16 protein-coding genes are annotated in these 19,812 nt (G+C 71.5%); 14 read left to right on the top strand and 2 right to left on the bottom strand.

Annotated features, from left to right (window positions below; all coding sequences use genetic code 11):
- Positions 1-177 precede the first annotated feature (177 nt).
- From IF45_RS0104645 to pssA, 13 genes are all read left to right on the top strand, one after another.
- Positions 178-1,230 carry an iron-siderophore ABC transporter substrate-binding protein gene (locus IF45_RS0104645; protein ID WP_030305641.1) on the top strand — a complete coding sequence of 351 codons (1,053 nt, stop codon included), beginning with the start codon at positions 178-180 and terminating at the stop codon, positions 1,228-1,230.
- Positions 1,227-2,267, top strand: a complete 1,041-nt coding sequence (locus IF45_RS0104640; protein ID WP_003951901.1) for a FecCD family ABC transporter permease — start codon at positions 1,227-1,229, stop codon at positions 2,265-2,267. Before IF45_RS0104645 ends, IF45_RS0104640 begins: the two co-directional genes overlap by 4 nt.
- Positions 2,264-3,334, top strand: coding sequence for a FecCD family ABC transporter permease (locus IF45_RS0104635; RefSeq protein ID WP_008410576.1), 1,071 nt, complete (start codon positions 2,264-2,266; stop codon positions 3,332-3,334). The genes IF45_RS0104640 and IF45_RS0104635 overlap by 4 nt, the downstream gene beginning before the upstream one ends.
- A complete protein-coding gene (locus IF45_RS0104630; RefSeq protein WP_008410574.1) occupies positions 3,331-4,182 on the top strand; it encodes an ABC transporter ATP-binding protein in 852 nt (283 codons plus the stop codon). Before IF45_RS0104635 ends, IF45_RS0104630 begins: the two co-directional genes overlap by 4 nt.
- A gap of 301 nt (positions 4,183-4,483) precedes the next feature.
- Positions 4,484-6,304 carry a 3-hydroxyacyl-CoA dehydrogenase family protein gene (locus IF45_RS0104625; RefSeq protein WP_030305639.1) on the top strand — a complete coding sequence of 607 codons (1,821 nt, stop codon included), beginning with the start codon at positions 4,484-4,486 and terminating at the stop codon, positions 6,302-6,304.
- Between the two features lie 97 nt (positions 6,305-6,401).
- Positions 6,402-7,247 (top strand): TetR family transcriptional regulator, encoded by an 846-nt coding sequence (locus tag IF45_RS0104620; RefSeq protein WP_061405451.1) that lies wholly within the window; start codon positions 6,402-6,404, stop codon positions 7,245-7,247.
- 500 nt (positions 7,248-7,747) lie between these two features.
- Complete coding sequence (ccrA, locus tag IF45_RS0104615; RefSeq protein ID WP_003951896.1) at positions 7,748-9,085, top strand: crotonyl-CoA carboxylase/reductase; 1,338 nt, start codon at positions 7,748-7,750, stop codon at positions 9,083-9,085.
- A gap of 10 nt (positions 9,086-9,095) precedes the next feature.
- On the top strand, positions 9,096-11,108 hold the full coding sequence (locus IF45_RS0104610) for a protein meaA (RefSeq protein WP_026235110.1): 2,013 nt from the start codon (positions 9,096-9,098) through the stop codon (positions 11,106-11,108).
- Entirely contained in the window at positions 11,105-12,067 is a 963-nt protein-coding gene (locus IF45_RS0104605) for an HpcH/HpaI aldolase/citrate lyase family protein (protein ID WP_008410564.1), read from the top strand. The genes IF45_RS0104610 and IF45_RS0104605 overlap by 4 nt, the downstream gene beginning before the upstream one ends.
- A 3-nt stretch (positions 12,068-12,070) precedes the next feature.
- Entirely contained in the window at positions 12,071-12,583 is a 513-nt protein-coding gene (locus tag IF45_RS0104600; RefSeq protein WP_008410562.1) for a MaoC family dehydratase, read from the top strand.
- Positions 12,584-12,585: 2 nt separating this feature from the next.
- On the top strand, positions 12,586-13,791 hold the full coding sequence (locus IF45_RS0104595) for an acyl-CoA dehydrogenase family protein (protein WP_008410560.1): 1,206 nt from the start codon (positions 12,586-12,588) through the stop codon (positions 13,789-13,791).
- A 168-nt stretch (positions 13,792-13,959) separates the two neighbouring features.
- Positions 13,960-14,607 carry a phosphatidylserine decarboxylase gene (locus IF45_RS0104590; RefSeq protein WP_008410558.1) on the top strand — a complete coding sequence of 216 codons (648 nt, stop codon included), beginning with the start codon at positions 13,960-13,962 and terminating at the stop codon, positions 14,605-14,607.
- Positions 14,594-15,451 carry a CDP-diacylglycerol--serine O-phosphatidyltransferase gene (gene pssA / locus IF45_RS0104585; RefSeq protein WP_075985947.1) on the top strand — a complete coding sequence of 286 codons (858 nt, stop codon included), beginning with the start codon at positions 14,594-14,596 and terminating at the stop codon, positions 15,449-15,451. The genes IF45_RS0104590 and pssA overlap by 14 nt, the downstream gene beginning before the upstream one ends.
- 90 nt (positions 15,452-15,541) lie before the next feature.
- Here pssA and IF45_RS0104580 read toward each other — a convergent pair whose 3' ends face one another.
- Both IF45_RS0104580 and IF45_RS0104575 read right to left on the bottom strand, forming a co-directional pair.
- Positions 15,542-16,663, bottom strand: coding sequence for a glycerate kinase (locus tag IF45_RS0104580; RefSeq protein WP_030305636.1), 1,122 nt, complete (start codon positions 16,661-16,663; stop codon positions 15,542-15,544).
- 169 nt (positions 16,664-16,832) lie between these two features.
- Positions 16,833-18,452 (bottom strand): ABC-F family ATP-binding cassette domain-containing protein, encoded by a 1,620-nt coding sequence (locus IF45_RS0104575; protein WP_030305634.1) that lies wholly within the window; start codon positions 18,450-18,452, stop codon positions 16,833-16,835.
- 206 nt (positions 18,453-18,658) lie between these two features.
- On the opposite strand from IF45_RS0104575, the gene IF45_RS0104570 reads away from it, so the two are divergent.
- Entirely contained in the window at positions 18,659-19,576 is a 918-nt protein-coding gene (locus IF45_RS0104570) for a DUF6891 domain-containing protein (RefSeq protein ID WP_003951887.1), read from the top strand.
- Positions 19,577-19,812 lie beyond the last annotated feature (236 nt).

Genomic DNA, 19,812 nt, shown 5'->3' with positions numbered 1-19,812 from the left:
GCTACAGCGGATGTCGCATCCGGCTGATTGCGACACGCCACCCCCCTCTCATAAAGTGCCAAGGCAAGCCTTACCTAAGTCGCTTGTGCAAGCGCGGTGCGCCCTTCCGCGACGGCACCTCCTGCCCTCCCGCGCGAGCAGCGTCACCCCCGACACCCGAAAGCTGGGCACGCACCCATGTCCTCACACCGCCTTCGTCTGGTCGCAGCGGCCGCCGCCCTGCTCACCCTCTCCGCCTGCGGCAGCGGCGCCGAGTCCGAGAGCAAGGACAGCGCCGGCAGCAAGGAGCAGAAGGGCTCCGCCGGCAGCTTCCCCCTGACCGTCGAGCACGCTCTGGGCAAGACCACCATCCCGGCCAAGCCGAAGCGCGTCGCCACGGTCAACTGGGCCAACCACGAGGTGCCGCTGGCCCTCGGCGTCGTCCCCGTCGGCATGGCGGCGGCCAACTTCGGTGACGACGACGGCAACGGGGTGCTGCCCTGGGTCGAGGAGAAGCTCGACGAGCTGGACGCGAAGACCCCGGTCCTCTTCGACGAGACCGACGGCATCGACTTCGAGGCGGTGGCCGACACCAAGCCTGACGTGATCCTCGCCGCGTACTCGGGGCTGACCAAGAAGGACTACGACACCCTCAGCAAGATCGCCCCGGTCGTCGCCTACCCGGACGCCCCCTGGGCCACGCCGTGGCGCGAGATCATCCGCACCAACAGCGAGGCGATCGGCCTGTCCGGCGAGGGCGAGAAGCTGATCAAGGAGCTGGACGGCGAGATAGCCGCCACCGCCGCCAAGTACCCGCAGCTCAAGGGCAAGACGGCGATGTTCATGACGCACCTCGACCCCAACGACGTCAGCGAGATCGGCTTCTACACCACGCACGACACCCGGACGCAGTTCTTCCTCGACCTCGGGATGAAGACCCCGGGCAGCATCGAGAAGGCGTCGAAGGGCACCGACAAGTTCGCGCTGACGCGCAGCGCCGAGCAGATCGACACCTTCGACGACGTCGACATCGTCACCGGCTACGGCGACGAGAAGGGCGAGCTGCTCGACAACATCCGCAAGGACAAGGTCCTCTCCAAGATGCCCGCCATCGACCGCGGTTCGGCCTACCTGCTGCCCGGCAGCTCCTCGCCGCTGGCCACCGCCGCCAACCCGACCCCGCTGTCGATCTCGTACGTGCTCGACGACTACGCCGCCGCGCTCGCCAAGGCCGCGGACAAGGTCAAGTGACGACGCTCGACACCCGGCGCGCGCCGGACGCCGCACCCCGGCGTCCGGCGGGCGTCCGCACCCTCTGGCTCCTCGCCGCCCTGCTGGTCCTGGCCGCCGTCATGGTCGCCTCCCTCGCCTACGGTTCGCGCGACGTGCCCTGGGCGGACGTCCAGGCCGCGATCGGCGGCGCCGACGGCACACTGGGCGAGGCCGCCGCCGCCAAACGCATCCCGCGCACCCTGCTGGCGGTGGTGATCGGGGCGGCGCTCGCGCTCTCGGGCGCGGTGATGCAGGGCGTGACCCGCAACCCGCTGGCCGACCCGGGCATCCTCGGCGTCAACATGGGCGCCTCGCTCGCCGTGGTGACCGGCGTCGCCTTCTTCGGGCTGACCTCCCCGACCTCGTACATCTGGGTGGCCATCGTGGGGGCGGCGGCCTCGGCGCTCTTCGTCTACACGGTCGGCACCCTCGGCCGCGGCGGCGCCACCCCGCTGAAGCTGGCGCTGGCCGGCGCGGCCACCTCGGCGGCGTTCGCCTCGCTGGTCAGCGCGGTGGTCCTGCCGCGCAACGACATCGCGGGCAGCTTCCGGCTCTGGCAGATCGGCGGCGTGGGCGGTGCCTCCTACGAGCGCATCGGCCAGGTGCTGCCCTTCCTGGCCGCCGGGTTCCTGCTCTGCCTGCTCTCCGCGCGGGCCCTGAACTCGCTGGCACTCGGCGACGAACTGGCGGCCGGGCTCGGCGAACGCGTCGCCCTCGTCCGGGCGGTGGCGGCGCTCGGCGCCGTCCTGCTCTGCGGGGCGGCCACCGCCGTCGCCGGGCCGATCGCCTTCGTCGGCCTCGTCGTGCCGCACACCTGCCGGCTGCTGGTCGGCGTCGACCACCGCTGGCTGCTGCCGCTCTCCATGCTGCTGGGCGCAGTCCTGCTGACCGCCGCCGACGTGGTCGGGCGGGTCGTGGCGCGGCCCTCCGAGATCGACGTGGGCATCGTGACGGCGCTGATCGGCGCGCCCTTCTTCATCTACATCGTCCGCCGACAGAAGGTGCGTGCCCTGTGAGCGCCCCCGTCCTCACCCGGCCCGGCGCCGCACCGGCCCCCGCCTCCGTCGCGGCCGCCACCCGGCGCCGCGTCCGGGGCGCCTCCCGCCGCCGCCTCGTCGTCCTGGTGCTGGCCGTCCTCGTGGTCGCCGCCTTCGCCGTGACGCTGGTGGCCGGGCGCACCTACTACCCGCCGGCCGACGTGCTGCGGGTGATCCTCGGCGAGCAGGTGCCGGGCGCCTCCTTCACCGTGGGCGAGCTGCGGCTGCCGCGTGCGGTCCTCGCCCTGGTGGCCGGGTTCAGCTTCGGCCTGGCGGGTGTCACCTTCCAGACCATGCTGCGCAACCCGCTGGCCAGCCCGGACATCATCGGGATCAGCTCCGGGGCGAGCGCGGCCGCCGCCATCGCCATCGTCACCCTCCACCTCGGCGAGGTGCAGGTCTCGGTGGTCGCCATCGCGGCCGGCCTCGGTGTCGCCCTGCTGGTGTACTCGCTGGCGTTCAAGGGCGGGGTCGCGGGCACCCGGCTCATCCTGATCGGCATCGGCATCTCCGCCATGCTCGACAGCGTCACCTCCTACGTGCTGTCCCAGGCCGCCGAGTGGGACCTCCAGGAGGCGATGCGGTGGCTGACCGGCAGCCTCAACGGCGCGACCTGGGACGAGGTCGTCCCGGCGGCGGTCGCGGCGGCCGTCCTCACCCCGCTGCTCCTCGGGCAGGGCCGCAACCTGGCCGCGCTGCGACTGGGCGACGACACCGCCTCGGCGCTCGGCGTCCGCGTCGAGCGGACCCGGATCACCGTGATCGTCGCCGCCGTCGGGCTGATCGCCTTCGCGACGGCGGCGGCCGGGCCGATCGCCTTCGTGGCCTTCCTCTCCGGCCCGATCGCCGCCCGGATCGTCGGCGCGGGCGGCTCGCTGCTCGTCCCGGCCGGTCTCGTCGGGGCCCTGCTGGTCCTCGTCGCCGACTTCTGCGGCCAGTTCGCCTTCGGCGAGCGCTACCCGGTCGGCATCGTCACCGGTGTGCTCGGCGCCCCCTACCTCGTCTACCTGATCGTCCGCACCAACCGGGCGGGAGGCTCCCTGTGACCACCGAACACTCCCTGACCGCCGAGGAACTGACCCTCGGCTACGCCGACCGCACCGTCATCGACTCGCTCGACCTGGCGGTTCCGCCGGGCCGCATCACGGTGATCGTCGGCGCCAACGCCTGCGGCAAGTCGACGCTGCTGAGGTCGATGTCGCGGCTGCTGGCGCCCCGGGCGGGCCGCGTCCTGTTGGACGGGCGCCAGGTGCACCGCTTCCCGGCGAAGGAACTGGCCCGCACCATGGGCCTGTTGCCGCAGTCGCCGCTCGCGCCCGAGGGGATCACCGTCTCGGACCTGGTCGGCCGGGGCCGCCACCCGCACCAGGGCGTCTTCTCGCGCTGGAGCCGGGAGGACGACGCGGCCGTGGCCTCGGCGCTGGAGGCGACGCAGACCGAGGAGCTGGCGGAGCGCGCCGTGGACGAACTCTCCGGCGGCCAGCGGCAGCGGGCCTGGATCGCCATGGCGCTGGCCCAGCAGACCGACCTGCTCCTCCTGGACGAGCCGACCACCTTCCTCGACGTGAGCCACCAGGTCGAGGTCCTGGACCTGCTGACCGACCTGAACGCCGGCCGCGGCACCACGATCGTCATGGTCCTGCACGACCTCAACCTCGCCGCCCGTTACGCCGACCACCTGATCGCGCTGGCCGACGGCCGGCTGCACGCCCAGGGCACCCCGTCCGAGGTGCTGACCGAGGAGACCGTCCGCGCCGTCTTCGGCCTGGACAGCCGCATCATCGAGGACCCGGTCTCGGGCCGCCCCCTGATGCTCCCGATCGGCCGCCACCACGCGGCGGGCGCCGCCGGCGAGGCCGGGAAGGCCGTACCGGCCCGGGCTGCGAGGGGCTGAACCACGCGCCGGTGTGCGGGCCCGTGGACGCGGCCCGCACACCGGACGGCGCGCGAGAGCGAGGAACAAGGGACTGGCGCGCTCATTACCCACTGGTTATGCTCACAGGAGCGCGGGCCGGACACCCGCGCATCCACTCCCCGCGGTGGCCTGGTGACGCAGCCACCGCCCACGGGGACCTGCCGGTCGGTCCGGCAGCAGTACGTACGACGGTGTGGCCCGGGACAGGCCCGCCGCTCTCCCCTCATCCGGGTGCGCCAGGCGCCCCGGCCGTCGTCACCCCTCATCCCAGGAGTCCTCGATGGACCGTCCTTCCCTGTCCCCTTCCGCGTCCTCCCCCGCTCCCGCCTTCGGCACCGTCGCCGTGGTGGGCCTCGGCACCATGGGCACGGGCATCGCCGAGGTGCTGGCCCGCGCCGGGCGCGAGGTCGTCGGCATCGACGTCAGCGAGGCACAGGCGGCCCTCGCCGTGACCGCGCTGGAGAACTCCACCGCCCGCGCCGTCACCAAGGGCCGCCTGAGCGAGAGCGAGCGGACCGACGCGCTCGCCCGGTTCCGCGTCTTCACCGACCTCCAGGCCGCCGCCGACGCCGACCTGGTCGTCGAGGTCGTCCCGGAGTCGTACGAGATCAAGCAGCAGCTCTTCCGCGACCTGGACGAGGTGGTCCGCCCGGACGCGATCCTGGCCACCGGCACCAACGCCCTGTCGGTGACCCGCCTCGCCGCCGAGTCGCGGTTCCCCGAGCGGGTGCTGGGGCTGCACTTCTTCAACCCGGCCCCGGCGATGAAGCTGGTCGAGGTGGTCTCCTCGGTGCTGACCTCGCCCGACGCGGTCGCCCGGGTCACCGAACTCGCCCTCGAACTGGGCAAGGAGCCGGTGGCCGTCGGCGACCGGCCGGGCTTCGTGGCGGACGGCCTGCTCTTCGGCTACCTCAACCAGGCGGCCGCGATGTACGAGGCCAAGTACGCCTCGCGGGAGGACATCGACGCCGCCATGCGGCTGGGCTGCGGCCTGCCGATGGGGCCGCTGGCGCTGCTCGACCTGATCGGCGTGGACACCGCCCGTACCGTGCTGGACGCGATGTACGCCGAGTCCCACGACCGGCTGCACGCCCCCGCGCCGATCCTGCGCCAGCTCAGCGAGGCCGGGCTGACCGGCCGCAAGTCGGGCCGGGGCTTCTACACGTACGAGAGCCCCGGTTCGGCCACCGTCGTGCGGGACGCGCTGACCCCGCTCGCCGGCGAGGCGGGTCCGGCGAAGGGCCGCCCGGTCGGCTCGGTCGGTGTGGCCGGGTCCGGGACGATGGCCTCGGGCATCGCGGAGGTCTTCGCCAAGGCGGGGTACTCCGTGGTGATCGCCGCCCGCGGCGAGGAGAAGGCGGAGAAGGCCAAGGCGCGGATCGGCAAGTCGCTGGCCCGCTCGGTCGACCGCGGCCGGATGACCGCCGAGGCGGCCGCCGCCACCCTGGAGCTGATCACCCCGGCGGGCACCCTGGACGCCTTCGCCGACGTGGACCTCGCCGTGGAGGCGGTCGCCGAGGACCTGGAGGTCAAGCGGCAGCTCTTCACCACGCTCGACAAGGTCTGCAAGCCGGGCGCGGTGCTCGCCACCACCACCTCCTCGCTGCCGGTGGTGGCCTGCGCGACGGCCACCAGCCGTCCCGAGGACGTCGTCGGGATGCATTTCTTCAACCCTGCCCCGGCGATGAAGCTGGTCGAGGTGGTCCGCACCGTGCTGACCGCCGACGACGTGCACGCCACCGTCCGCGAGGTCTGCGCCAAGATCCGCAAGCACCCGGTGGACTGCGGCGACCGGGCCGGCTTCATCGTCAACGCGCTGCTCTTCCCGTACCTGAACAACGCGGTGAAGATGGTCGAGGAGCACTACGCCTCGCTGGACGACATCGACGCGGCGATGAAGCTCGGCGGCGGCTACCCGATGGGGCCCTTCGAACTCCTCGACGTGGTCGGCCTCGACGTCTCGCTCGCCATCGAGCAGGTGCTGCACCGGGAGTTCCGCGACCCGGGGCTGGCCCCCGCCCCGCTCCTCGAACACCTGGTGGCCGCGGGCTGCCTCGGCCGCAAGTCGGGCCGGGGTTTCCGCGAACATGCCCGCCGCTGAGCCGGCAGGTCAGTGGGGCGGGCTGCTCGGGCGGCCCGCCCGGGAGCGGGGCGCACGGAGCGCCCCGCTCCCGGGCGGGGCGCGGGCCGACGCGCCGATGGAGTACGTTCAGTCCATGGCCCAGCCCGCTGACTCCGTACGACGGACCACCCGAACCGCCACTCCCGCCGAGACCCCGGAGAGCTCCGCCGGGAGCCGCGCGGCGGCGCAGCGCCTCAAGATGCGGCGCGAACTGTCGGCGGCGGCGATGGAACTCTTCGCCACCAAGGGGTACGAGGCGACGACGGTCGACGAGATCGCCGCGGCCGCCGGGGTGGCCCGCCGGACCTTCTTCCGCCACTTCCGCTCCAAGGAAGAGGCGATCTTCGCGGACCACGACGACACGCTGACCCGCGTGGAGGCGGTGCTCAACGCGGCACCCGCGCACGAGCATCCGCTGGACACGGTCTGCCGGGGCATCAAGGAAGTCATGAAGATGTACGCGGGCCATCCGGAGATCTCGGTGGCGCGCTACAAGCTGACCCGCGAGGTGCCGACGCTGCGGGAGGCGGAGATCGCCTCGGTGGCCCGGTACGAGCGGCTCTTCACCCGGTATCTGCTGGGCCATTTCGACGAGCACGCCCACATGGACGGCAGCGACGACCCGCTGCTCGCCGAGGTGGCCGCCTCGGCGGTGGTGACCGCCCACAACCACGTGCTGCGGCGCTGGCTGCGGGCGGACGGCCAGGGCGACGTGGAGAGCCAGCTCGACCACGCCTTCGGCATCGTCCGGAACACCTTCGGCAGCGGCATAGGAGCCGGCCGCAAGTCCACCGAGGACGCCGGGCAGGCCCCGGCGGCGACCACCACCCGGCAGGACGAGGTGCTGGTGACGGTGGCGCGTACGGACGCCCCGCTCGACGAGGTGATGCGGACCATCCGCGAGGCGCTGCGGCAGCCGTAGCGGAGCGCGTGGGCCCCAGCCGGGGCCGCGAGGGACGAGCCCGGTGGGCCGTGGCACACGATGCCGCGCCCCACCGGGCTCGTCCGCGTTCCGGGACCCGGCGGGGCTGTCGGCCGCCGGGGTGAACCTCGGCGGCCGAAAGGGGTCATAACCGGCGTTGTGGGACCCCCCTGATCGATCATCGCTCATATGTGACCAACAGATTTCAAACGAGAGAAATTCTTGGCACTCGGTGCCTTGTGTGCTGTCACGCAGTGCCATACGTTGAGGGAGTCCGGGCGGCCGGCGCACACGCATCCCGCGTACGCCGGCTGTCCCCGCGGTTCCCTCACCGTGCGCCCGGACGCCTGCGTCACAGGCACTCGCGCTCACCGGCGCGGCCGCACCACCGCACGACCCGCACCACCGCCGGACCGACGGCACCACAGCAGTCCAACGCCCCTCGCTCAGGGGTCCCTCACCCCTCAGCCCTCACTACGCCCTTCGCCGGAGGCACCACCGTGAAGGAAATCCTCGAAGCGATCCAGTCGCAGGACGCCACCTCGCAGGACTTCGCCGCACTGAAGCTCCCCGAGTCCTACCGGGGCGTCACCGTGCACAAGGACGAGACGGAGATGTTCGCCGGTCTCGAGACCCGCGAGAAGGACCCGCGCAAGTCGCTCCACCTCGACGACGTGCCGCTCCCCGAACTCGGCCCGGGCGAGGCCCTGGTGGCCGTCATGGCCTCCTCGGTCAACTACAACTCCGTGTGGACCTCGATCTTCGAGCCGCTCTCCACCTTCGGCTTCCTGGAGCGGTACGGCCGTGTCTCGGAGCTGACCAAGCGCCACGACCTGCCGTACCACGTCATCGGCTCCGACCTCGCGGGCGTCGTCCTGCGGACCGGCCCCGGCGTCAACGCCTGGAACCCGGGCGACGAGGTCGTCGCGCACTGCCTCTCGGTCGAGCTGGAGTCGAGCGACGGCCACAACGACACGATGCTCGACCCCGAGCAGCGGATCTGGGGCTTCGAGACCAACTTCGGCGGCCTCGCCGAGATCGCCCTGGTCAAGTCGAACCAGCTGATGCCGAAGCCGGACCACCTCAGCTGGGAGGAGGCGGCCGCACCGGGCCTGGTCAACTCCACCGCCTACCGGCAGCTCGTCTCCCGCAACGGCGCCGGCATGAAGCAGGGCGACAACGTGCTGATCTGGGGCGCCAGCGGCGGCCTCGGCTCCTACGCCACCCAGTTCGCGCTGGCCGGCGGCGCCACCCCGATCTGTGTCGTCTCCTCCCCCGAGAAGGCGGAGATCTGCCGGAACATGGGCGCCGAGGCGGTCATCGACCGCAACGCCGAGGGCTACAAGTTCTGGAAGGACGAGCGGACCCAGGACCCGAAGGAGTGGAAGCGCTTCGGCAAGCGCATCCGCGAGTTCACCGGCGGCGAGGACATCGACATCGTCTTCGAGCACCCCGGCCGCGAGACCTTCGGCGCCTCCGTCTTCGTCACCCGCAAGGGCGGCACCATCACCACCTGCGCCTCCACCTCGGGCTACATGCACGAGTACGACAACCGCTACCTGTGGATGTCGCTGAAGCGCATCATCGGCTCCCACTTCGCCAACTACCGCGAGGCGTGGGAGGCCAACCGCCTCATCGCCAAGGGCAAGATCCACCCGACCCTGTCGAAGGTCTACTCCCTGGAGGAGACCGGGCAGGCCGCCTACGACGTGCACCGCAACCTCCACCAGGGCAAGGTCGGCGTGCTCGCGCTGGCCCCCGAGGAGGGTCTCGGTGTGCGGAACCACGAGATGCGTGCCCAGCACCTCGACGCCATCAACCGCTTCCGGAACATCTGAGGTTCCCTCCATGACAGAGCGCCAGAAGGACCGGCCGTGGCTCATGCGGACGTACGCGGGTCACTCGACGGCCGAAGCGTCCAACGCGCTGTACCGGTCCAACCTCGCCAAGGGGCAGACCGGACTCTCGGTCGCGTTCGACCTGCCGACCCAGACCGGCTACGACCCGGACCACATCCTCGCCCGCGGCGAGGTCGGCCGGGTCGGGGTCCCCGTCTCGCACCTCGGTGACATGCGGCGGCTGTTCCAGGACATCCCCCTGGACCAGATGAACACGTCCATGACCATCAACGCCACGGCCATGTGGCTGCTGGCGCTCTACCAGGTGGTGGCCGAGGAGCAGGGAGCCGACATCACGCGGCTCTCCGGCACCACCCAGAACGACATCGTCAAGGAGTACCTCTCGCGCGGGACGCACGTCTTCCCGCCCGGCCCGAGCCTCAGGCTCACCACGGACATGATCACGTACACCGTGGCGAACATCCCCAAGTGGAACCCGATCAACATCTGCAGCTACCACCTGCAGGAGGCGGGAGCCACCCCGGTCCAGGAGATCGCGTACGCCATGTCCACGGCCATCGCCGTGCTGGACGCCGTACGCGACTCCGGGCAGGTCCCCGAGGAGGAGTTCGGGTCGGTCGTCGCCCGGATCTCCTTCTTCGTCAACGCCGGCGTGCGGTTCGTCGAGGAGATGTGCAAGATGCGCGCCTTCGGCCGCATCTGGGACCGCGTCACCCGCGAGCGGTACGGCATCGAGAACCCCAAGCAGCGCCGGTTCCGCTACGGCGTCCAGGTCAACTCCCTCGGCCTGACCGAGGCGCAGCCGGAGAACAACGTCCAGCGGATCGTCCTGGAGATGCTGGCCGTCACCCTCTCCAAGGACGCCCGCGCCCGCGCCGTGCAGCTGCCCGCCTGGAACGAGGCGCTGGGCCTGCCCAGGCCCTGGGACCAGCAGTGGTCGCTCCGTATCCAGCAGGTGCTGGCGCACGAGTCGGACCTGCTGGAGTACGAGGACATCTTCGAGGGCTCGCACGTCATCGAGGCCAAGGTCTCCGCCCTGGTCGACGCGTGCTTCGCCGAGATGGACCGCATCCAGGAGATGGGCGGCGCGATGGCGGCCGTCGAGTCCGGCTACCTCAAGTCGCAGCTGGTCTCCTCGCACGCCGAGCGCCGCGCCCGGATCGAGGCCGGCGAGGAGAAGATCATCGGCGTCAACTGCTACGAGACGACCGAGCCCAACCCCCTCACCGCCGACCTCGGCACGGCGATCATGACCGTCGACCCGGCCAACGAGGCCCGCGTCGTCTCCGCCCTGCACGCCTGGCGGGCCGAGCGCGACGAGGCCCGTGCCCAGCAGGCCCTGGAGGGGCTGAAGCGGGCGGCGGCCGGCACCGCCAACCTCATGCCGGCCACCCTGGAGTGCGCCCGCGCCGGGGTGACCACCGGCGAGTGGTCCTGGGCGCTGCGGGACGTCTTCGGCGAGTTCCGCGCCCCCACCGGGGTGTCCGGGGCGCCGGTGGCGGTCGCCGCCGAGGAGGGCTCACCGCTGGCGGCGGTGCGCGCCAAGGTCGACCGGACCGCCGCCGACCTCGGGGTGGGCAAGCTCCGCCTGCTGGTCGGCAAGCCCGGTCTGGACGGCCACTCCAACGGCGCGGAGCAGATCGCGGTCCGCGCCCGCGACGCCGGGTTCGAGGTGGTCTACCAGGGCATCCGCCTCACGCCCGAACAGATCGTGTCCGCCGCCGTGGCCGAGGACGTGCACTGCGTCGGCCTGTCGATCCTCTCCGGGTCGCACGCCGAACTGGTGCCGGACGTCCTGGTCAGGCTCCGGGAGTCGGGGGCCGCCGACATCCCGGTGATCGTCGGCGGCATCATTCCGCACAGCGACGCCGAGGACCTGAAGGCGGCCGGTGTGGCCGCCGTCTTCACGCCCAAGGACTTCGGCATCACGGAGATCATCGGCCGTATCGTCGACGAGATCCGCCTCGTGAACAAGCTCGACCCTCTGGAGGTCCCCGCATGACGACCGTCAACCGGCTCCGGCCGCGCCGCTCCTGCCTCGCCGTCCCCGGCTCCAACCCGCGCTTCCTGGAGAAGGCCCAGGGGCTCGCCGCCGACCAGGTCTTCCTCGACCTGGAGGACGCCTGCGCGCCGCTGGCCAAGGAGGGCGCCCGGCACACCATCGTCGACGCGCTCAACAACGGCGACTGGACCGGCAAGACCCGCGTCGTGCGCGTCAACGACTGGACCACCCACTGGACCTACCGCGACGTGGTGACGGTCGTGGAGGGCGCCGGCGCCAACCTCGACTGCATCATGCTGCCGAAGGTGCAGGACGCCCAGCAGGTCGTCGCGCTGGACCTGCTCCTCACCCAGATCGAGAAGACGATGGGGTACGAGGTCGGCCGGATCGGCATCGAGGCGCAGATCGAGAACGCCAAGGGCCTGGTCAACGTCGACGAGATCGCCGGCTCCTCGCCGCGCCTGGAGACCATCGTCTTCGGCCCGGCCGACTTCATGGCCTCGATCAACATGAAGACCCTGGTCGTGGGCCAGCAGCCGCCCGGCTACCCGGCCGACGCCTACCACTACATCCTGATGCGCATCCTGATGGCCGCCCGCCACCACGACCTCCAGGCGATCGACGGGCCCTTCCTCCAGATCCGCGACGTGGACGCGTTCCGCGAGGTCGCCGGGCGCTCGGCCGCGCTCGGCTTCGACGGCAAGTGGGTGCTGCACCCCGGCCAGGTCGACGCGGCCAACGAGATCTTCTCGCCCTCGCAGGAGGACTACGACCACGCCGAGCTGATCCTCGACGCCTACGACTGGTGCACCTCCGAGGAGGGCGGCAAGAAGGGCTCGGCGATGCTCGGCGACGAGATGATCGACGAGGCCAGCCGCAAGATGGCGCTGGTGATCGCGGGCAAGGGGCGCGCCGCCGGCATGACCCGTACCTCCAAGTTCGAAGCGCCGGAGGGCTGAGCCGTGCAGTTCGGACGCACCTTCGAGGAGTTCGAGGTCGGCGCGGTCTACAAGCACTGGCCCGGAAAGACGGTCACCGAGTACGACGACCACCTCTTCTGCCTGCTGACCATGAACCACCACCCGCTCCACATGGACACCAACTACGCGGAGTCCACGACCGACTTCGGCAAGAACGTGGTGGTCGGCAACTACATCTACTCGCTGCTGCTCGGCATGTCGGTGCCGGACGTCTCCGGCAAGGCCATCGCCAACCTGGAGATCGAGTCGCTGCGCCACGTGGCACCGACCTTCCACGGGGACACGATCTACGGCGAGACGACGGTGCTGGACAAGACCCCGTCCCGCTCCAAGAACGACCGCGGCATCGTCTACGTGGAGACCAAGGGCTACAAGCAGGACGGCACCCTGGTCTGCGTCTTCCGCCGCAAGGTGATGGTCCCCACCGAGACGTACATCAAGGAGCGCGGCGGCGAGCAGCCCGGCCGCCCGGAGCTGAAGGCACAGGAGAAGTAGTCATGAGCCGACTCGCCCAGACCCACGGCCTCACCGACATCCAGCAGGAGATCCTCTCCACCGTCCGCGACTTCGTGGACAAGGAGATCATCCCGGTCGCCACCGAGCTGGAGCACCGTGACGAGTACCCCACGCAGATCGTGGAGGGACTGAAGGAGCTCGGCCTGTTCGGGCTGATGATCCCCGAGGAGTACGGGGGGCTGGGCGAGTCCCTGCTCACGTACGCGCTGTGCGTGGAGGAGATCGCCCGCGGCTGGATGTCGGTCTCCGGCATCATCAACACGCACTTCATCGTCGCGTACATGCTCAAGCAGCACGGTACGCAGGAGCAGCGCGAGTACTTCCTGCCGCGGATGGCCACCGGCGAGGTGCGGGGCGCCTTCTCGATGTCGGAGCCGGCGCTCGGCTCGGACGTCTCGGCGATCTCCACCAAGGGCGTCAAGGTGGGCGACGAGTACGCGCTCACCGGTCAGAAGATGTGGCTCACCAACGGTGGCTCCTCGACCCTGGTGGCGGTGCTCTGCCGGACCGACGAGGGGCACCCCGAGGGCACCGCGCCGCACAAGTCGATGACGACCTTCCTGGTGGAGAAGGAGCCCGGATTCGGCGAGGTCCGGCCGGGGCTCACCATCCCCGGCAAGATCGAGAAAATGGGTTACAAGGGTGTCGACACCACCGAGATGATTTTGGACGGACTGCGCATTCCGGCCAATCGTGTGCTCGGCGGCACCACCGGCCGCGGGTTTTACCAAATGATGGACGGCGTCGAGGTCGGGCGCGTCAACGTGGCCGCCCGCGGCTGCGGCGTCGCCCAGCGCGCCTTCGAGCTGGGCGTCTCCTACGCGCAGCAGCGGCACACCTTCGGCAAGCCGATCGCGCAGCACCAGGCGATCCAGTTCAAGCTCGCCGAGATGGCCACCAAGGTCGAGGCGGCCCATGCGATGATGGTGAACGCGGCCCGCAAAAAGGACTCCGGGGAACGAAACGACCTGGAGGCGGGTATGGCGAAGTACCTCGCGTCGGAATACTGCAAGGAAGTCGTGGAGGACGCCTTCCGCATCCACGGCGGGTACGGCTTCTCGAAGGAGTACGAGATCGAGCGGCTGTACCGCGAGGCCCCGATGCTGCTGATCGGCGAGGGGACCGCCGAGATCCAGAAAATGATCATTGGCAGGAGGCTCCTGGAGGAGTACCGTTTCCAGGGCTGATTGTCCTCTTTGAGGGATTTTTTCGAGAAGAAGATCACACCTGACCGGCGCTCTTCAGCCGTCGACTACGGTTTCTGGCTTGGCCAGTTGTGGTCGCCACCCGATACCATCCCCGGAAAGCCGCCGTCCCCCGTTGCAGCGCGGCATCATCCGCTACGAAGGTCATCCATGCCCCACAGCCAAAACACTGCACCGCGCGGCTCGGTCCGCATCGCCCGCGGCGCATCGCCGTGGCTCCTGCCGACCGTCGCCACCGCAGCCGTCAGCCTGGTCCGCTCGCGTCGCTCCAAGCGCGCGGCGGCCCTGGCGGTGCCCGCCACCGCTCTGGCGGCGGGCATGCTGTGGTTCTTCCGCGACCCGGAGCGCGAGATCGCTCCGGGCCGGGTCATCTCCCCGGCCGACGGCGTGGTGCAGAGCATCATGCCGTGGAAGGACGGGCGCACCCGTGTCGCCATCTTCATGAGCCCGCTGAACGTCCACGTCAACCGCGCGCCGCTGGCCGGCACGGTGACCTCCGTCGAGCACGTGCCCGGCGGCTTCGTTCCGGCGTTCAACAAGGAGAGCGAGAACAACGAGCGCGTCGTCTGGCACTTCGACACCGAGCTCGGCGACATCGAGATGGTGCAGATCGCCGGCGCGGTCGCACGGCGCATCGTGCCGTACGTCCCGCAGGGCAGCAAGGTGGAGCAGGGTGAGCGCATCGGGCTGATCCGTTTCGGGTCCCGCGTCGACATCTACCTCCCCGAGGGTGTGGAGGTCGACGTGGAGGTCGGCCAACCGACAACTGCGGGGGTGACTCGCATTGACCGTGTCTGACTCAGATACCCAGACGGGCTGGGTGCCCGAGGCCGACGAGGACGAGGACAGCGGCGAGGAGATGCCGCTGTCGATGCGCCTGTCGATAGCGGACACCCTGACCCTGGGCAACGCCACGTGCGGGTTCATGGCGGTGTACTTCACCACCACGGGCATCCTCATCCCGCACCTGACCGGCAGCGACGAGAGCGGCATGGCGCGGCACTCCGCCGCCACCGCCGTGATCCTGATGCTCTGCGCGGCGGTCTTCGACCTCTTCGACGGGCTGGTGGCGCGCAAGCTCCGCTCCTCGCCGATGGGCGCCGAGCTGGACAACCTCTCGGACCTGATCAGCTTCGGCCTGGCACCGGCGTACTTCGTCCTGGTGTACGGCATGGTGGCGGACGACGCCCACCAGCGGGTGGCGGCGCTCGGCGCGGTCGTGGTGCTGCTGGCGGTGGTGCTGAGACTGGCCCGGTTCTCCTGCGTGACCTTGAAGGACGGCATGTTCCAGGGCATGCCGAGCCCCTTCGGGGCGCTCACGGTGGTCTCCATCGTGCTCCTGGAGCTGCCCTTCGTGGCGACGCTGCTGGCGATCCTCGGTACGGCCTGGCTGATGGTGAGCCGCGTCGAGTACCCGAAGCCGCGGGGTCCGCTCGCGGTGGCCATGCTCAGCTGGATCGTGGCCGCGATGGGCCTGCTGGCCGCCTGGGCGTTCGACGCCCCCGGCGGGCAGCTCCTCCTCCAGACGGGCTGCGCGCTCCAGCTGGTGCTGGGCGCGGTCATCCCGCTCTTCGCCACGGCGCGCCGGGTGAACAACTTCCGCGACAACCGCCGCGAGGCACGGGCGGCCCAGCTGCCCTGACGGGCAACGCGGGACAGGACGTACGAGAGGGGCCCCGGACCGGGATGACCGGTCCGGGGCCCCTCTCGCGTGCGCGGTACGCGCCGGTGCTCAGGCCAGCCACTCCTCGCCCAGGGTCCGGGCGATCTTCTCCAGCAGCGGTCCCGCCTCGCTGAAGCAGCGCTCGGGGTCGGGCTCGATCTCCGCGAGGGCGTAGGCACGGCGGATGCCGGCCTTCTCCAGGGCCTCGGCGTCGAGGGCCAGGCGGCCGCAGACGGCCACCGTGTCCACGCCCCGGGCCCGGGCCGCCGCGGCGACCCCGGCGGGGGCCTTGCCGTGCAGGGTCTGGGTGTCGAGCGAGCCCTCGCCGGTGATGACCAGGTCGACGCGGTCCAGGGCGTCGGCGAAGCCGAGGACGTCGAGCATCACCTCGATGCCGGGACGGAAGCGGGCGCCGAGGCCGACCAGGGCGCCGAAGCCGATACCGCCGGCGGCTCCGGCGCCGGGCGCCTCGGCCGCCTCGGCGACGCGGTCGCCCAGCGCCTCGGTGAGGACGCGGGCGTAGTGGGTGAGGGCGGCGTCCAGGGTGCGGACGTCGTCCTCGTCGGCGCCCTTCTGCGGGCCGTAGACGGCCGCGGCGCCGGTGGGGCCGGTCAGCGGGTTGTCGACGTCGCTGGCGAGGACCAGGTCGACCTCGGCCAGGCGCGGGTCGAGGCCGCTCAGGTCGGCGCGGGCCAGCTCCGCGAGGGCGGCGCCGCCGGGCCCGACCGGGGTGCCTTCGGCGGTGAGCAGACGGGCGCCGAGGGCGGTCAGCATGCCGGCGCCGCCGTCGGTGGTGGCGCTGCCGCCGACCCCGAAGACCAGGGTGCGGGCGCCCGCGTCCAGGGCGGCGGCGATCAGCTCGCCGGAGCCGTGCGTGGTGGCGGTCAGCGGCGCGGGGACGCCGCCGGGGAGGTGCTGGAGCCCGGACGCCTCGGCCATCTCCACGACGGCCGTGGTGCCGCGCAGGGCCCAGGCGGCGGTCACCGGCTCGCCGGTGGGGCCGGTCACCTCCCGGGTGTGCCGGGCGAAGCCGGCGGCGACGGCGGCGGCGACCGTGCCGTCCCCGCCGTCGGCGACCGGGAGGGCCTCGACCTCGGTACCGGGGCGGGCGCGGCGCAGCCCCGCGGCCACGTGCCCGGCCACCTCGACGGCGGTCAGCGACCCTTTGAACTTGTCCGCGGCGATCAGCACACGTGCGTGTGTCGTACGGCGAGTGTCAGCCACCCGTTGCATCCCCTTGTTCCTCGGGCCCTGCCCGGGGGCAGGGCGGTCGCGCCGCTGCGACACTAACCTCCCGGCGGGGCCGCTGCCCAGGCCACCTGGGGATTCCTCCGGTGGCGGGCGGTGGCGCGGTCCCGGCTCAGCGGGCCCGTTCCACCCGGCGCTCGTCCCAGACCGGCTCGCTCGTCTCCCGCAGGCGGCCGTCGGAGCCGAAGACCAGGAAGCGGTCGAAGGAGCGGGCGAACCAGCGGTCGTGGGTGACGGCGAGGACCGTGCCGTCGTACGCCTCCAGGCCGTCCTGGAGGGCGTCGGCGCTCTCCAGGTCGAGGTTGTCGGTGGGCTCGTCCAGGAGGAGGGCGGTGGTCCCGGCCAGTTCCAGCAGGAGGATCTGGAAGCGGGCCTGCTGGCCGCCGGAGAGGCGGTCGAAGCGCTGCTCGGCCTGGAGGGTCAGTTCGTAGCGGCGGAGGACCGAGTGGGCGGCGCCCCGGTCGTGGGCGTACTCGGTCCACAGGATGTCGAGCAGGGTCCGCCCGTGCAGCTCGGGGTGGGCGTGGGTCTGCGCGAAGTGGCCGGGGACGACGCGGGCGCCGAGCCGCCACTCGCCGGTGTGGGCGACGTCCTCCCCCGCGAGCAGCCGCAGGAAGTGGGACTTGCCGGAGCCGTTGGAGCCGAGCACGGCGACCCGCTCGCCGTAGAAGACCTCCAGGTCGAACGGTCGCATGAGGCCGGTCAGCTCCAGCTGCTCGCAGGTGAGCGCCCGGACCCCGGTGCGGCCGCCGCGCAGCCGCATCCGGATGTCCTGCTCGCGGGGCGGCTCGGGCGGGGGCCCGGCCTCCTCGAACTTGCGCAGCCGGGTCTGGGCGGCGGCGTACCGGGAGGCCATCTCGTGGGAGACGGCGGCGGCCTGGCGGAGGTTGACCACCAGCTTCTTGAGCTGGGCGTGCTTCTCGTCCCAGCGGCGGCGCAGCTCCTCGAAGCGGGCGAACCGCTGCTTGCGCGCCTCGTGGTACGTGCCGAAGCCGGCGCCGTGCACCCAGACGTCGGCCCCGGCGGGCCCCGGCTCGACGCTGACGATCTTCTCGGCGGAGCGGGCGAGGAGTTCGCGGTCGTGGGAGATGAAGAGCACCGTCTTGCGGGTCTGGCGGATCTGCTCCTCCAGCCAGCGCTTGCCGGGCACGTCGAGGTAGTTGTCCGGCTCGTCGAGGAGGAGGACCTCGTCCTGGCCGCGCAGCAGGTACTCCAGGACGAGGCGCTTCTGCTCGCCGCCGGAGAGGGTGCGGACCTCGCGCCACTGGGCCCGCTCGTAGGGGACGCCGAGGGCGGCGGTGGTGCACATGTCCCAGAGCGTCTCGGCCTCGTACCCCTGGACCTCCGCCCAGTCGGCGAGGGCCTGCGCGTACGCCATCTGCGCCGCCTCGTCGTCCACGGTCATGACGGCGTGCTCGGCGCGGTCGACGGCGGCCGCGGCCTCGCGCAGGCGGGGCGGGGCCACGGAGACCAGCAGGTCGCGGACGGTGCGCTCGTCGCGGACGCTGCCGACGAACTGGGGCATCACGCCGAGGCCGCCGCTGACGGTGACGGTGCCGCCGTGCGGCTTCAGCTCACCGGAGACGATCCGCAGCAGCGTGGTCTTGCCGGCGCCGTTCGGCCCGACCAGGGCGTAGGCGGCGCCCTCGGGCACCCGGAACGACACGTCGCCCAGCAGAGTGCGCCCGTCGGGCAGGTCGTACTCCAGGTGCGCCACTTCGAGATGTCCCATGCGGGCATCCCATCAGCAGCGACGGCCCGGGGGCAAACGAGTTGCGGCGGGCCGGACAGCCCCAGGGGCTGTCGTCGAAGCCCGGCCGTCGACCACGAGCAGCAGGGTCTGATCGAGCTGTCGCAGCGGCAGTCGTGTCGCGGGCCCCGGGGGGGGGCCGCGGGCAGAGGCAGTCTGCCGTCAGAGGGGTGTGTCAGAGTCTGCGCATGCTCGAGATCGTGGTGAATACGGAGAACTGGGAGCGGCACGTGCGTGTGTCCGCCGAGGAGCTGGCTGGACTGGTCCGGCGAATCGGTGGTGCCGGTGACCTGTTCCTGTCGGTCCAGCGGATACCCGACCTGCCTGACGTCTTCGCCCAGGTCTGGCACAAGGCCGGTGGCGACTACACGCTGGAGTACCGCGATGGTGCCGCCGACCGGCACTTCCAGGCGATGGCCGACGAACCCGAGGTCGTGATCGCCGCGATGACCGGTTGGGCCCGCCAGGAGGTCGGGTGGGACGACGGTCTGGCGTGGTCGCTGCTGGACATGGGTCCCGCCCGTGAGGTGCCGCCGCTCGCACTCGCCGAGGGCGAGTGCGCGGAGCTGGAGAAGCGCGTCCGCGAGGTGCTGGCCGGCGGTTACGCCTCCCGCGCCGGACTGGCCGAGCTTGCCGAGGAGTACCTGGTCACCAAGGACCGCAGGCCCGTCTCGCGCGAGCAGGCCCAGGCGCTGGCCGACCGGCTGTGGCTGGAGCGGGTCGCGGAGCAGGCCGAGTGGCAGGGGGAGACCGACCCTGAGCGGCTCACCCGCGCGTTCACCGCCTTGCAGGAGGCCGGTGTCACGGCCCGCGAGAACTTCACCTGTTGCCGTAACTGCGGCCGGTCCGAGATCGGCGGCGAAGGCGGGCCAGACGCCCGCGGCTTCGTCTACTTTCACACCCAGTGCACGGAGTTCGCCGCTGCCGGCCACGGACTGATGCTCCTCTACGGCAGCTTCGACGACTCGTCCGAGCCCCCTGCAGTCATCGGCCACGAGGTCATGGCTGCACTAGAGGCGGTCGGTCTCGCCGCCGACTGGGATGGTGACCCCGGCCGGGCCATCACCGTCACTCCCCTGGACTGGCGCCGACGCCTGGTCGGTTAGAGACCGGCGTCGAGGACCACACCCACATGGGGAGGCCGGCCGCGTCCGCCTTGGCCTGCACAGCCTGCAGCATCTGCTCGAAAGCGTCCGACCGGGGAGGGCCCGTCGAGGAGATCGGCAGCAGAGGCCGCAGCAGATCGCACTCGGCATCGGACAGTTCATGGCGACCTGCCACCCGACCATGATCAGCGGGCAGCCCCGGGCGGAACAATCCCGGGCGCGGGAGGGCGGCCAGG

The organism is Streptomyces albidoflavus, assembly GCF_000719955.1.
In the GTDB taxonomy this organism is placed as follows: Bacteria; Actinomycetota; Actinomycetes; order Streptomycetales; family Streptomycetaceae; genus Streptomyces; species Streptomyces albidoflavus.
Note: the sequence above shows the minus strand (reverse complement) of the source record. Positions and strands in the feature narration are given on the sequence as shown.

Coding starts and splice junctions, on each gene's coding strand:
- IF45_RS0104610 (WP_026235110.1), top strand. CDS start 9,096: ATGACAGAGCGCCAGAAGGACCGGCCGTGGCTCATGCGGACGTACGCG.
- IF45_RS0104620 (WP_061405451.1), top strand. CDS start 6,402: ATGGAGTACGTTCAGTCCATGGCCCAGCCCGCTGACTCCGTACGACGG.
- IF45_RS0104595 (WP_008410560.1), top strand. CDS start 12,586: ATGAGCCGACTCGCCCAGACCCACGGCCTCACCGACATCCAGCAGGAG.
- IF45_RS0104570 (WP_003951887.1), top strand. CDS start 18,659: ATGCTCGAGATCGTGGTGAATACGGAGAACTGGGAGCGGCACGTGCGT.
- IF45_RS0104575 (WP_030305634.1), bottom strand. CDS start 18,452: ATGGGACATCTCGAAGTGGCGCACCTGGAGTACGACCTGCCCGACGGG.
- IF45_RS0104645 (WP_030305641.1), top strand. CDS start 178: ATGTCCTCACACCGCCTTCGTCTGGTCGCAGCGGCCGCCGCCCTGCTC.
- IF45_RS0104605 (WP_008410564.1), top strand. CDS start 11,105: ATGACGACCGTCAACCGGCTCCGGCCGCGCCGCTCCTGCCTCGCCGTC.
- IF45_RS0104590 (WP_008410558.1), top strand. CDS start 13,960: ATGCCCCACAGCCAAAACACTGCACCGCGCGGCTCGGTCCGCATCGCC.
- IF45_RS0104625 (WP_030305639.1), top strand. CDS start 4,484: ATGGACCGTCCTTCCCTGTCCCCTTCCGCGTCCTCCCCCGCTCCCGCC.